Source organism: Actinacidiphila rubida (assembly GCF_900110255.1).
Lineage (GTDB): Bacteria > Actinomycetota > Actinomycetes > Streptomycetales > Streptomycetaceae > Actinacidiphila > Actinacidiphila rubida.
The window spans coordinates 26,880-40,253 of the sequence record NZ_FODD01000023.1; the positions used below are offsets into that span (position 1 = coordinate 26,880).

At 72.7% G+C, this 13,374-nt stretch carries 13 protein-coding genes; 7 read left to right on the forward strand and 6 right to left on the reverse strand.

What is annotated here, in order from left to right; translation table 11 throughout:
- Positions 1-21 precede the first annotated feature (21 nt).
- Together BMW99_RS22715 and BMW99_RS22720 are read right to left on the reverse strand one after the other, a co-directional pair.
- Positions 22-1,206, reverse strand: coding sequence for a thiolase family protein (locus tag BMW99_RS22715; protein ID WP_075017431.1), 1,185 nt, complete (start codon positions 1,204-1,206; stop codon positions 22-24).
- 76 nt (positions 1,207-1,282) lie between these two features.
- Positions 1,283-1,744 (reverse strand): MarR family winged helix-turn-helix transcriptional regulator, encoded by a 462-nt coding sequence (locus BMW99_RS22720; RefSeq protein ID WP_256090468.1) that lies wholly within the window; start codon positions 1,742-1,744, stop codon positions 1,283-1,285.
- A 159-nt stretch (positions 1,745-1,903) separates the two neighbouring features.
- On the opposite strand from BMW99_RS22720, the gene BMW99_RS22725 reads away from it, so the two are divergent.
- Entirely contained in the window at positions 1,904-2,311 is a 408-nt protein-coding gene (locus BMW99_RS22725) for a VOC family protein (protein WP_075017432.1), read from the forward strand.
- A gap of 47 nt (positions 2,312-2,358) precedes the next feature.
- Here the strand turns inward: BMW99_RS22725 and BMW99_RS22730 are convergent, their stop codons facing one another.
- The 3 genes from BMW99_RS22730 to BMW99_RS22740 form a co-directional block, all read right to left on the reverse strand.
- Positions 2,359-2,778, reverse strand: a complete 420-nt coding sequence (locus BMW99_RS22730; protein WP_075017433.1) for an RNA-binding S4 domain-containing protein — start codon at positions 2,776-2,778, stop codon at positions 2,359-2,361.
- Positions 2,779-2,862: 84 nt separating this feature from the next.
- Entirely contained in the window at positions 2,863-3,624 is a 762-nt protein-coding gene (locus tag BMW99_RS22735; protein WP_245791588.1) for an SDR family NAD(P)-dependent oxidoreductase, read from the reverse strand.
- 50 nt (positions 3,625-3,674) lie between these two features.
- Positions 3,675-4,925: a phosphodiester glycosidase family protein gene (locus BMW99_RS22740; protein WP_069467246.1), complete on the reverse strand. Its 1,251-nt coding sequence runs from the start codon at positions 4,923-4,925 to the stop codon at positions 3,675-3,677.
- A 407-nt stretch (positions 4,926-5,332) separates the two neighbouring features.
- Here BMW99_RS22740 and BMW99_RS22745 point away from each other — a divergent pair, with 407 nt between their 5' ends.
- A complete protein-coding gene (locus BMW99_RS22745; RefSeq protein WP_407640313.1) occupies positions 5,333-6,139 on the forward strand; it encodes a hypothetical protein in 807 nt (268 codons plus the stop codon).
- A gap of 37 nt (positions 6,140-6,176) precedes the next feature.
- Positions 6,177-7,181 (forward strand): phosphotransferase family protein, encoded by a 1,005-nt coding sequence (locus BMW99_RS22750; protein WP_069465058.1) that lies wholly within the window; start codon positions 6,177-6,179, stop codon positions 7,179-7,181.
- Positions 7,182-7,784: 603 nt separating this feature from the next.
- Here the strand turns inward: BMW99_RS22750 and BMW99_RS22755 are convergent.
- Complete coding sequence (locus BMW99_RS22755; RefSeq protein ID WP_069465057.1) at positions 7,785-8,786, reverse strand: beta-ketoacyl-ACP synthase III; 1,002 nt, start codon at positions 8,784-8,786, stop codon at positions 7,785-7,787.
- 444 nt (positions 8,787-9,230) lie between these two features.
- On the opposite strand from BMW99_RS22755, the gene BMW99_RS22760 reads away from it, so the two are divergent.
- The 4 genes from BMW99_RS22760 to BMW99_RS22775 all read left to right on the forward strand — a co-directional run bounded on the left by BMW99_RS22760 (position 9,231) and on the right by BMW99_RS22775 (position 13,335).
- Positions 9,231-9,716 carry a hypothetical protein gene (locus tag BMW99_RS22760; RefSeq protein ID WP_069465056.1) on the forward strand — a complete coding sequence of 162 codons (486 nt, stop codon included), beginning with the start codon at positions 9,231-9,233 and terminating at the stop codon, positions 9,714-9,716.
- Between the two features lie 399 nt (positions 9,717-10,115).
- Positions 10,116-11,411: an ABC transporter substrate-binding protein gene (locus BMW99_RS22765; protein WP_069465060.1), complete on the forward strand. Its 1,296-nt coding sequence runs from the start codon at positions 10,116-10,118 to the stop codon at positions 11,409-11,411.
- Positions 11,411-12,418 carry a carbohydrate ABC transporter permease gene (locus BMW99_RS22770; RefSeq protein WP_069465055.1) on the forward strand — a complete coding sequence of 336 codons (1,008 nt, stop codon included), beginning with the start codon at positions 11,411-11,413 and terminating at the stop codon, positions 12,416-12,418. Before BMW99_RS22765 ends, BMW99_RS22770 begins: the two co-directional genes overlap by 1 nt.
- Positions 12,415-13,335: a carbohydrate ABC transporter permease gene (locus tag BMW99_RS22775; RefSeq protein ID WP_079138655.1), complete on the forward strand. Its 921-nt coding sequence runs from the start codon at positions 12,415-12,417 to the stop codon at positions 13,333-13,335. Before BMW99_RS22770 ends, BMW99_RS22775 begins: the two co-directional genes overlap by 4 nt.
- The last annotated feature ends 39 nt before the right edge of the window (positions 13,336-13,374 follow it).

Here is a 13,374-nt window from a genome sequence, read left to right on the forward strand (position 1 = left end):
CCGGCCGGGCGTGACGGGATGTCAGCGGTCGACGAGCACCGCGGATCCCTGGCCGACGCCGACGCACATCGTCGCCAGACCGCGGCTCGCGCCGGTCCGGCGCATCCGGTGCAGCAGCGTGGTGAGGATGCGGGCGCCCGAGCAGCCCAGCGGGTGCCCGAGGGCGATGGCGCCGCCGGTGGGGTTCACCAGGTCGGGATCGATACCCAGTGCGCGGACGCTGGCCAGGGCCTGGGCCGCGAACGCCTCGTTGAACTCGGCCTCCTCGACGGAGTCGATGCCGCGGCCGAGCCGGTCGAGCGCCCTGCGGGTCGCGGGAACCGGCCCGACGCCCATCACGTCGGGGTGGACGCCGGCGCTGGCGCCCGCCGCGTACCGGCCGAGCGACTCGAGTCCCAGATCGTCCAGGGCCTCCTCGCTGACCAGCAGCAGCGCGGCCGCGCCGTCGTTCATCGGCGAGGAGTTGCCCGCGGTGACGGTGCCGCCGGCGCGGAAGACCGGCTTGAGCGCGGCGAGGCGCTCGGCGGTCGTGTCCTCCCTGATGGACTCGTCCTCGCTGACGACCACTCCGTCGGGCCGGGTGACGGGGAGGATCTCGGCGTCGAAGAGGCCGTCCTTGCGGGCGGCGGCGGCCAGCCGGTGCGAGCGGAGCGCGAACGCGTCCTGGTCGGCGCGGGTGACGCCGTGGCGCTCCGCGACCTCCTCGGCGGTCTCACCCATGGACAGCACGCCGTGGAGCTCGGCCATCCGCGGGTTGGTCAGCCGCCAGCCCAGGCGCGTGTCGTGGGTCTGCAGGCCGCGCGGCAGCGCCTCGTCCGGGCGGGGCAGCACGAACGGCGCGCGGCTCATGGACTCCGAGCCGCCGGCCACCACGATGTCGGCCTCGCCGGCGGCGATCATGCGGGCCGCACTGGTGACGGCCTCCATGCCGGACGCGCAGAGCCGGTTGACGGTCGCGCCCGGCACGCTGTCGGGCAGGCCGGCGAGCAGCACGGCCATCCGGGCCACGTTGCGGTTGTCCTCGCCCGCCTGGTTGGCGGCGCCCCAGTAGACGTCGTCGACGCGCGCGGGGTCCAGCGCCGGCACATCCGCCAGCAGGCCACGCAGCACGGTGGCGGCCAGGTCGTCCGGGCGCACGGTGGACAGCGCGCCGCGCAGCCGGCCGATCGGGGTGCGGCGGGCGGCGGCGAAGTGGACTGGGCGCATCGGGTGCTCCTCGGGTGGCGGGTCCGGCGTGATGCCTGCTGCGGTCGTGCCGCCCTCGCAAACTAGCACTGCAAGTTTACGGGGTCGAGGACTCTTCGATTCCGGCGTACACCCTGCTCAGCAGGGCGTGCAGGGTGGCCTGCTCCCGGGCGTCCAGCGGAGCGAGAACCGCACCGCCCACCTCCTGCGCCGCGTCGTTGAGCTCCGCCAGCGCCGCCCGCCCGGACGGGGTGAGGGCGACGCGCACGCGCCGGCGGTCGGCCGGGTCGCGGGAACGCTCGACGTAGCCGGGCGCGGCCAGCTCGTCGACCACCTTCACCACGTCGCTGGGGTCGATGCCCAGCCGGGTGGACAGCTCCCGCTGCGCGTGCGGCCCGAAGTCCGCGAGCGCGGCCAGGACCGCCATGTGCCACAACCGCAGGCCCCGGCGCGCGAGCCGCGCGGCGAGCGCGCCGCGAGCCGCCTTGCCGGTCCGGGACAGCAGGTAGGTGGTGAGCCCGGTCAGCGTCGGCGGTGTCGTCCGGCCCATGGCGTCCATGGGACTATCGTAGGGTCGTTCCCATCATGGGTGCGCACCCATCATTTGTGCACCCATTTTCCGCCTGTCAGGGGGTTCCGTCCCGAGCCCCGCCCCCGCACGGCCCTCCCCCGTTATGAGTCCCACCCCGACCCGAGTCCCGAAACCCCGGAGGTCCCTATGGACGCACTCCACCCGCGCCTGCTGGTCAGCGACTTCGCGGCCTCCTTCCGCTTCTACGACGCGGTGCTGCCCGACCTGATCGGCGCCTCCCGCACCAGGGGCGACGTGCGGGGCCCGTACGCCAGCTGGGACGTGGGCGCGCAGGGCGCGGTGATGCTCTTCGACCGTGCCGCGATGGCCGCGGTGGTGGGCACCGAGCACCTGCCGGCGCGGACGCCGGCCGCACAGGACCGGGCGATGATGGTGAGCCGGGTCGCGGACGTGGACGCGGGCTACGCGCTGTGCCTGGCCAACGGGGCGCGGCCGGTGGTCCCGCCGACCGACCGGCCGGAGTGGGGCCCCACGATGCGCACGGCCCACGTGCGCGACCCCGAGGGCGTGCTGATCGAGCTCCAGTCGTACTGACCGCTCCGCACGACGCCTGCCGCACGCAGCGCGCCGGGAGCGGGCCCTCAGCCCGCCGAGGGGCGCGGCGGGCGGCCGCCGGAGTGGCCGAGCAGCCGTTCCATGTCGCGCCGGTCCCGCTTGGTGGGACGACCGGTACCGCGGTCGCGCACGCCGAGCGCCAGGGCCTCCGCGCGCGGGGCGGGCGGCGGGCTGTTGTCCACGAAGCACTCGGCGGCCACGGGCGCGCCCACGCGCTTGGCGATCAGCCGGGAGACCACCACGACGCGCTCGCGCCCGGCGTGGAACAGCCGCACCTCGTCGCCGACGCGCACGGTCTGCGCGGGCTTCACCCGCTCGCCGTTGACCCGCACGTGCCCGGCCTTGCACGCGGCCGCGGCCAGCGACCGGCTCTTGGTCAGGCGCACGCACCAGATCCAGCTGTCGACGCGGACGCTGCCGCTGGGCTCTCCCTCATGACCGGCCATGCGTCGAGCCTACGGCCTGGCCCCGCCGGAGCGGGAACGGTTTCCGCCCCTCCGGCGGCGGGGCCCGCCGCCGGACGGGGCGGGTCAGCGGCCCAGGACCGTGCCGCCGTTGATGTGCAGGATCTGCCCGGTGACGTAGGCGGCGGCGGGCGACGCCAGGTACTGGATCGCCGCGGCGATCTCCTCGGGCCGGCCGGGCTGCCCGGTGAGCGTCGCGTCGACGCGGGTGGCGACGAACTCCGGGGTGGCCCGGTCGCCGAAGAACTCGGTCCCGCCCACGAAGCCGGGGGCGACGGCGTTCGCGGTGATGCCCTCCGCGCCGAGCCTGGCGGCGAGTTCGTAGGTGTAGGCGTGGACGGCGGCCTTCGCGCCGCCGTAGGAGCCGGGCCCGCGGACCGCGGCGATCGAGGACAGGTGGACGATGCGGCCGCCGGGACGCCGCAGGTGCGGGAGCAGGGCCTCGGTGAGCAGCACCGCCGTCAGCACGTTGGCCGCGAAGTTGCGGCGGTAGCCGTCGGCGATGCCCTCCAGGGAGCCGTCGTCGCCGGTGGCGACGTTGCCCCCGGCGTTGGTGACGACCACGTCGACGGGCCCGCCGCTCGCGACGAACGCGGCGGCCTCCCGCACCTGCGCCGGCTCGGTCAGGTCCGCGACGCGGTAGTCCGCGGCGTCCTTCCCGTACTGCGCGCGGAGCTCCTCGGCCGCGGCGCGCAGCACCTCCTCGCGCCGCCCGAGGACGACCACCTGTGCGCCGTCGGCGGCGAAGGCGGCCGCGGTGGCCCTGCCGATGCCGGTGCCGCCGCCGGACACCACGACACGTCGCTGCTGTGTGCTGGCTGTTGTCACCGGGTCACCCTATGCCGGAAAGGATCACCCGCGCGTGCGTACGATGCGGCTCAACGGGCGTACACGGCGACGAAGTCACGGGTCGCCTGGACGTAGTAGCGGTCCGGCGGGTCCTCGAAGTCGAGGATGTTGGCGGGCTTCGGGTTCGACGGGTCCTTGCTGCCGTCGTAGGACATGAACGACGGCCAGGCGCGGTTCATGTCCAGCGGCATGGCCCGCACCGCGCCCGCGCGCTGCATGAGCTCGGCGAGCGAGCGGGCGTTCAGCGCCTGCCCGACGACCATGATGACGTCGCCCTGCGCGGTCACGCCGACGCCGGAACGGGGCACGTACATCTTGCTCTGGTCGCTGACGCCCCACTTGGAGTCGTCGTCGATGTCGGGCACGACCCGGCCGCCGTCGACCATCAGTTCCAGGCACTGGCGGACGCCCACCACGTCGGGCGTCATCCGCACGTCACGGCCCCAGACGCCGAGCTTCATCGAGCCGTCGCGGTAGAAGACCTCGGACGCGGTGCCGTCGCGCAGGTCGCCGGCGGTCTGCCCGTCGAGGTAGAACCCGCCGCGGGAGCCGCCGTCGGTCACCCGGAAGCCGCCGTTCCAGGTGGCGACCAGGCCGGTGCGCTGCCCCTGGGGGATGGTCGGCGGCACGTCGAAGGTGCCGCCGGGTTCCTTGAAGCCCGGGTGCAGCTGGAAGCGCGCGTACTTGCCGCTGATCCAGGCGACCGCGGCCTCGTACGAGGTGTGCTCGCTGTCGGGCCGCACATAGGTGCCCTGCACGATGGGCTCGCCATGGGCGCTGGCCAGCGTCCGGTACACCCCCTCGCCGGGCAGGCCCGGGCTGACCATCGGCTTCATCGGCGCGCGCAGCGGGACCAGCGGTCCGGCGGCGAGGTGCGCGGGCGCGGGGACGGCGGGCGCGGTGTCGTTCATCCGCGCCAGGGCCTCGGGCGACAGGGTGCCGCCCACCTTGGGCGGGTTCATCCGGTACTGCCAGTCCTCCAGCTTGTTCACCACGAAGCCGAGTTCGTGGTCGCGCCCCCATTCGGCGAGGCGGGCGGCGGTGCTGTCCTTGCCCGGGTACGTCAGCGCCCGGCCGACCGACCAGCCCAGGCTGCCCAGGCAGACGAGCAGGACCGCGAGCAGGCTGCGCACGGTGAACCGGCGGCGGCGCAACTGCGCCGGGTCCAGGTCGCGCTTGTGCTTCCACGGCAGCAGCCTGCGGCGCCGGCGCCTCCGGCCGTCCGCGGCACCGGCGCCGGTCTCCTCCTGCGGCTCGGCGATCTGCCCGCCCTGGGTCATGGCGCTCCTTCCGGGTCCGGAACCCGACGCCGGAACGGGCGGCGCCGGCACCCTGAAACGGGTGCCGTGTCTGCGTGCCCGGGTGCTCGGGGTGTTCGGGACGGCTGTGTCTCTCCCTGTCTTCTCTACGGACGTTGCGGGCGCGCCGCCACAGCATTAGGCCGTGTGGCGGGCACCCGGTCCCGGGGCGCGGGCGGCGATGCCCCTACTCCCCCGGGCGCAGTGCCGGCGCCTCCCGTGCGACGACGACCGCGGTGCCGTGCCCGCCCTAGGGTCGGGTGTCCGGCCGGTCACCGGCCGCCGATGCCGCCCTCGCGGGCGCAACCGCGCTCTTCGGCGGCCCCGCTCGCGGGGCCCCGCCGCCGGTATGTGCCGGCTCGACGAGAAGGAGCCGCCGCGTGTCCGCCGTGTCGCCCGTGCCCGAGGTCCCCGCCCCCGCACCCACCGGTGCCGCCCCGTTCCTGACGGCGGCGCACCGCGCCCGGCCCGTGGAGCGCGTGGCCTGGACGGTGGGCGCGGCGCTGATCGTGTCGGGGCTTTTCCACCTGGTCGTGTTCTTCGTGGCCGGCGGCCCGTGGGACGGCCCGGTGTCCTGGCGCAAGCCGTTCACCTTCGGGGTGTCGTTCGGGCTGACGCTGCTCGCCGTCGCGTGGGTGACGTCGTACCTGCGGGTCGGCGCCCGCGTCCGGGCGGTGCTGCTCGGGCTGTTCGCCGCCGACTGCGTGCTGGAGGTCGCCGGCATCACCGTGCAGGCGTGGCGGCACCGCCCGTCGCACTTCGACATGGAGACGCCCGTGGACACCGCGATCGCCCTCTCGCTCGCGTTCGGCGGCGCGCTGCTGGTCGTGGTCCTCGGTGTGTTCGCCGCGGCCGCGTTCAAGCACCGGCCGGACGGCCCGGCGGGCATGCCGCTGGCGCTGCGCGCCGGGTTCGCGCTGCTGCTGGTGGGGCTGCTGTCGGGGGCGGCGATGATCGCCCGCGGCGTCGTCCTCACCCGCAGCGGGCACCAGGACGCGGCCTACCACTCGACCGGCGCCCTCAAGCCGCTGCACGGGGTGAGCCTGCACGCGGTGCTCGTGCTGCCGGCCCTGGCGTGGCTGCTGTCCCGCACCGGCTGGTCCGCGCGGCGGCGGGAGCGCCTGGTGGGCGTCGCGGCCGCGCTCTACGTGGCCGCCGCGGCCGCGGCCCTCGGCTGGGGCCTGCTCACCGCGTAAGGTGACGGGCCGGACGGCGTCGGGGAGGGGCGGGACGATGACGGTCACGGACGAGGGGGTCGCGGCGTTCCTCGCGCGGGCCGCGGAGGCCGGCGCGCGGGGCACCGGCGGTCCCGTGCGGGAGGTGACCGCGCTGACCGGCGGCACCTACAACGCCCTGTACACGGTCGAACTCGGCGGCGGCGAGCGGCTGGTGCTCAAGGTGCCGCCGCCCGCGGACCGTCCGCGCCTGCGCTACGAGGCGGAACTGCTGTGCGGCGAGGCCCTGTTCTACCGTTCGGCGGCCGCGGCGGGAGTGCCCGCGCCGCGGGTCGTGCACGCCGAGACCGCCGAAGGCCCGGGCCGCGAGCCGTTCCTGCTGATGACCCACGTGCCCGGGGTGCCGTGGTGGGAGGTCGCCGAGCGGATGGCGGACGCCGAGCGCGAGCGCCTGCGCGGTGACCTGGGCGCGCTGGTGGCCCGACTGCACACGGTGACCGGGCCGGGCTTCGGCTACCCGGCGCCGTCGGCCGGCCCGCCCGCCGCGCGCTGGGCCGGCGCGTTCGCCGCGATGACCGGGGCGGTGCTGGACGACGCCGAACGGTACGGCGCGTGGCTGCCGTTCCCGGTGCCCGTGGTGCGGGCCCGCCTCGCCGCCGCCGCGGACGTGCTGGACGCGGTGGACGTGCCCGCGCTGGTGCACTTCGACCTGTGGCCCGGGAACGTGCTGATCGACGGACCCGTGGGCAGCCGCACGATCAGCGGGCTGATCGACGGGGAGCGGATGATGTGGGGCGATCCGCTGGCGGACTTCGCCTCGCTCTCGCTGTTCGTCGGCGACGCCGAGCGCGACACGGCGTTCCTGGCCGGGTACCGGGCGGGCGGCGGGACCGCGGAGCTCGACGGACCCGCGCTGCGGCGGATCGCGCTGTACCGCTGCTACCTGTACCTGATCATGCTGGTCGAGGTGGTGCCGCGCGGTTACGGGCCCGAACGGGTCGCCTGGGCGCGGGAGTACGTCGGCCCCCGGCTGGCGGCGGCGCTGGAGGGCGCGGCCGGCTGACCGGCGGCTGCCCGGATCCCTGCCCGGAGCGCTCTTCGGACGGCGCTCCCCTCCGGTCGCAAGCCGCTGTCCGTCCGGCCCCGTAGACGCCCCTGAGGGCCCGCCACGGCGCCCGTGGCGGGTTTCGGCCATCGCCCTCGGCGACGCCGCTCCACCGGGCGCGTACGGCTCCGTCCGCCGCGACCTGCCGCCGACCTGTCCGGACGTGGCGTCAGGGACGTCGGACGGCGGGAGCGGGCCGCCCATGGAGCGCTGAGAGCGCGATCACCCTGGCCGGTTCTCGCCTCCTGCCCGTGCGGCTCTGGGAGGATTCGAGCGCGGCCAGCGCGGGCCGGTCACCTTCCGGGATCGCGTATCCCCAGGCATGACACGGACCCGGCCGGCGCGCTCCAGGACACCTGGACCGTCCGCCGTCGTACGGATGTGCCCGCCGCGCAACCCCCGGCTGAGGCGGGGTCCCGGGCGTCGTGCGACCTGACAGCGCCCGCGGCCGGCGGCCTCCTTCCCCTCGGGGGTGACCACACAGGGCGGCGGTGGAGGTGGACCACCGCCGCCTCGTGCCGGCCGGGAGCGCGGACGCCCCGGCCCGGCCGTGCCGTCCCGTCAGGGCAGGACCGCGGTGACCGCCGCGTACGACAGCCCCGCGCCGTAGCCGAGCAGCAGAGCCGTGCCGCCCGAGACGGCGGCTCCCGAGGACAGCACCTGGTCCATGGCCATCGGGATGGAGGCGCCCGAGGTGTTGCCGCTGGTGACGATGTCCTTGGCGACGGTCACATGGGCGGGCAGGCCCATGGCGCGGGTCATGCTGTCGATGATGCGGACGTTGGCCTGGTGCGGGATGAAGGCGTCGAGCTCCTCGGGCGCCACGCCCGCCGCCCGGAGCGCCTGCCCGGCGACCTTGGACATCTCGTACACCGCCCAGCGGAACACCCGCTGGCCGTCCTGCCGGAGCGCGGGGAACGGGTGCCCGGGGTCCTTCTTCAGGGTGTCCCACGGCACGCTCTGCCGGATCGCGTCGGCCTGCGACCCGTCGGCGCCCCACACCACCGGCCCGATGCCCGGCGTCTCGGAGGGACCGACGACCACCGCGCCGGCGCCGTCGCCGAAGATGAAGGCGGTCGAACGGTCGGTCAGGTCGAGGATGTCCGACATGCGTTCCACGCCCACCACCAGGACGTGGCCGCCGCGGGCCCGCACCGCGTCCGAGGCCAGCACCACGCCGTGCACGAATCCGGCGCAGCCCGCGGAGACGTCGAAGCCCGGGGCGCCCGTCGCACCGATCCGGTGCGCGATCTCGGTGGCGATGGCCGGGGTCTGCATGAGGTGGGTGAAGGTCGCCGCGATGACACAGGTGATGTCGCCGGGCGTCAGGCCCGCGGCCGCGATCGCCTTGCTCGCGGCCTGTTCGGCCATCACGCCCAGCGTCTCGTCCGGTTCGGCCCAGCGGCGCGACACGATGCCGGTGCGCGAGCGGATCCATTCGTCGGACGAGTCGATGTGGCGGCACACCTCGGTGTTGTCCACGACGCGGCGGGGACGGTACGCGCCGACCCCGAGGATCCGGGTGTACGGGGCGCCTGCGGGCGGGGCGAACTCAGCTTTCATGGGAGCCTTTCGGGCGTGGATCCGGGCGCGGGGAGGCTCGCCGGCGGCGGCCGGCGGCCGCTTCGGTGCGGGTGTCCCCGGATGCATGATCTCTCCCTTCGGCGCGATTCGGGCGCCGGATCGCCCTTTGTTCGGCGGGTGAGCCGCGGATTCGTGCGCGGACAGCCGTGCGCGCGGCCGGAAACGCCGTCACCCGGGCCCTCGCGAACGCCGTCGGAAAGCCGTCGGAAACAGCCGGAAACAGCCGGAAAGCAGCCGGAAGCGGCCGGACCCGCGGTCAGGCGGCACCGCACGGCGTGCGGCAGCGGCGTGCGGCAGCGGCGCTACGCGGCGCGGGCGGCAACTTCCCTCCCGGCCCATTGCCAACTCCCGCGTCCGACGTCACTTTGGTGCCGTCCTCATCGGTCCCGCGGGTCCGGCACCCGCGGTCGGAAAGGAATCGATGTGCCTCGCAGACCTCTCGCACTCCTGACGGCGGCCGCCGCCGTCGCGGCCGCCGTGCTCGGCGCGGCCCTCCCCGCGGCGGCGTCCACCCCGCCCGCCACGGGCACGCCGCCCGCCTGCTCGGGCGGCGCCGGGCTGACCGGCCTGTCCTTCGACCCGGCGCAGATCGCGCCCGGCCAGACCTCCACGGCCACCGCGACGGCCGTCAACTGCACGCAGACCACGCAGCAGGGCTCCGAGACCTGGCAGGCCTCCTGGACGTCGGCCGCCGGCACGGGCCTGCCCGCCGGCTGCCCGGTCCTCGACCCGCTCGTCCGCCAGGTGGCGCTGGCGCCCGGCGCGGTCGTCCTCACCTCGACCGGCTACCTGGTCCTCCCCGGCTGCACCGCGAGCGGCCTGCACCTGACGGTGACGCTGCGCCTGACGTCGGGACAGGTCTCCGTCCGCGCCGCGGATCTGGCCATCCTGTCGCCCGCACCTGCCTGAACCGCACATCGGCGCACCCGTCCGAACCGGCCGCCACTCCCCCTCGACGTGAGGGGAGTGGCGGCCGGTACGTTTGTGCTTCGGTCACGGACCAGGTCCCTGACGGAAGCAAACATGTTCCAACACAGGCGGCACATCACGGTCCGGCAACTCATCCGGATCAGGGCGTTGACGACCTTGTGCATGTGGCGTAGAACTACCCCTGCAGTTGCGATGGCGTTTCATCTTGGTGACTTCTGTTGGAAACGGATCGGTGCTGGAGCCGCCAGAAACCTCCGCTCCGCCAGAGCATTCGCCTTCGGCCCCCTGATACGCCCACACACACATGGAGGCACCATGTCGGACGTCGAGTCGTCGGGAAGCAACACGCAGGGACTCAGCTCCCCGACGCGCAGGAACCTGCTGCGAGGAGCGGCCGGAGCGGCGGGCCTCGCCGCGGTCTCCGGGGGCCTGCTGACGGCCTGCAGCAGCTCCAGCAGCTCGGACGACAAGAAGAAGTCCGGTTCCACGCCGGTCGCCGGCAGCACCGTGACGTTCGGGTCGAACTACTCCGACCCGGCGGCCAAGTCCGCGTTCGCCGCGCTGACCACCGCCGCCGCCGCGTCGACCAAGGCGAAGATCAACGTCAACACGGTCGACCACAACACGTTCCAGCAGAACATCACCAGCTACCTGCAGGGCACCCCGGACGACCTGTTCACCTGGTTCGCCGGCTACCGCATGCAGTACTTCGCGGCCCAGGGCCTGGCCGAGCCGATCGACGACGTCTGGGAGACGATCGGCAGCAGCTTCGGCCCCGCCGCCAAGCAGCTCTCCACTGGCCTGGACGGCCACCAGTACCTGGTGCCGATCTACAACTACCCGTGGGTCGTCTTCTACAACAAGAGCGTCTTCCAGGCCAAGGGCTACACCGTCCCGACCACCTGGGACCAGTACGTGCAGCTGGCCAAGAAGATGAAGTCGGACGGCATCATCCCGATCGCGTTCGCGGACAAGGACGGCTGGCCCGCGCTCGGCACGTTCGACATCCTGAACATGCGGATCAACGGGTACGACTACCACATCAAGCTGATGAAGCACGAGATCCCCTGGACCGACCAGGGCGTGCACACGGTCTTCCAGCACTGGGCCGAGCTGATGCCCTACCTGCAGACCGGTGCCAACGGGCGCATCTGGCAGGACGCGGCCAAGGCGCTGGAGGCCAAGCAGGCCGGCATGATGTTCCAGGGCACCAACCAGGTCGCCGCGCAGTACGTGTCGGACAAGGCCAACCTGGACGACCTGGACTTCTTCGTCTTCCCCGAGATCAACCCGCAGTGGGGCCAGGACTACATGGACGCCCCCACCGACGGCTTCATGCTCAGCAAGAAGGCGAAGAACCCCGACGCCGCCAAGGCGATCCTGAAGTACATCGGCACCGGCGCCGCCGAGTCCGAGTACCTCAAGACCGACCAGTGGGACGTCGGCCTGGTCAACGGCCTCCAGGTGCCGACGTACAACGCGATCCAGAAGAAGTCGGTGGCGGAGATCGCCAAGTGCAAGTCGGTGGCCCAGTTCATGGACCGCGACTCCGACCCGGCGATGGCGAACGCGATGATCTCGATCATCCAGAAGTTCATCGACGACCCGAGCACGGGCAACATCGCGACGCTGCAGAAGAGCGCGGAGTCCCAGGCGAAGGCGATCTACTCCTGATGAGTTCCGCCTCCCAGGCGCACGACCCGGCGGCGGCGGGGGCCAGGACCAAGGTCCCGGCCCGCCGCCGCCGGCGCATGCGCAAGATGACCACCCGCGACCGGATCGTGGTCGCGCTGCTCCTCGGCATACCCCTGCTGCTCGACCTGGCCTTCGTGTGGTTCCCGGCGATCGGCACCGTGCTGCTGTCGTTCACCAAGTGGAACGGCGTGGGCAGCCTGCACACCAAGTCCTGCGTGCCCAACATGCCGTCGATCCTCAACAACGGCTGCGTCTACGGCGTGCAGAACTACCATCAGGCCGCCACGATCTACCCGGAGTTCTGGCCGGCGGTCCGGCACAACCTGATCTGGCTGGCCGTGTTCGTGGTGATCGCCACGCCGCTGGGCATGCTGTTCGCGGTGCTCATCGACCGCGGCATCCGCGGCAGCCGGATGTACCAGAGCATCCTGTTCCTGCCGGTCATGCTGTCGCTGGCGCTGGTCGGCATCATCTGGGAGTTCGTCTACTCCCAGAACTACGGCCTGATCAACACCGTCATCGGCCGCAACGGCAATGACAACGCCATCGACTGGCTCGGCAATCCACACCTGAACCTGTGGGCGGTGCTGCTCGAGGCGACCTGGCGGCAGGCCGGGTACGTGATGGTGCTCTACCTGGCCGGGCTCAAGGCCGTCGACCCGTCGCTCCGCGAGGCGGCGCTGGTGGACGGCGCGAACGCCTGGCAGACCTTCTGGAAGATCGTCTTCCCGGTGATGCGGCCGATCAACATCGTGATCATGGTCGTCACCGTCATCGAGTCGCTGCGGGCCTTCGACCTGGTGTACATCACCAACAAGGGCATCAACGGACTCGAACTGCTGTCGGTCCTGGTGACGACGAACATCGTCGGCGAGACCCAGCGGGTCGGCTTCGGCTCGGCGCTGGGCGTGGTGCTGCTGGTCATCTCCCTCGTGCCCATCAGCATCTTCCTCTACCAGACCTTCCGCCGGGAGGAATCATCATGAGCGCCGAGACCCTGCCTCGGATCGACGCCCCCGCCCGGCCCGCCTCGGGCCCGGGCACCAAGTCCAGGCCGTGGGGCCAGATCGCCTCCCAGGTGTTCCTGATCGTCGCCTCCGTGCTGTGGCTGCTGCCGATCGCGTTCGCCCTCTACGTGGCGATCCGGCCGTACTCCGACACGCGCAAGTACGGCTACGTGTCGATGCCGCACCACATCACGTTCGACAACTTCCGTGAAGCATGGACCCAGTCGGACATGCTGCACTTCTTCTGGAACTCGGTACTCATCACGGTCCCCGCGGTGATCATCGTGCTGTGCCTGGCGTCGGGTGTCGCCTTCGTGCTGACCCGGGTCAACGTCAAGGTCAACATCGCGCTGCTGATCGTCTTCACGGCCGGCAACCTGCTGCCGCAGCAGGTCATCATCACCCCGCTGTACCGGATCTACCTGAAGATCACGCTGCCGCACTTCCTGTCCAGCAGCGGCCTGATGTACAACTCGATCTTCGGCCTGATCGTCATCAACGTGGCCTTCCAGCTGGGCTTCTGCGTCTTCGTGCTGAGCAACTACATGAAGTCGATCCCCGGCGAGATGTACGAGGCCGCGCTGGTGGACGGCGCCTCGCTGTGGACCCGGTTCTGGCGGCTGACGCTGCCGCTGTGCCGGCCCGCGCTCGCGGCGCTCGCCACCCTGCTCACCACGTGGATCTACAACGACTTCTTCTGGGCCATCACACTGATGTCGTCGGGCGACAAGCGCCCCGTCACCTCGGCCCTGGCCAACCTGCAGGGCCAGTTCGTCAGCAACCAGAACCTGATCGCGGCCGCGGCCATGATCGCGGCGGTGCCGACGCTGGTGGTCTACATCCTGCTGCAGAAGCAGTTCATCGCGGGTCTGTCGCTGGGGTCCAGCAAGGGCTGACGTGCACGGCCCCGGCTCGACGGGGGCGGCGGCCTGCGG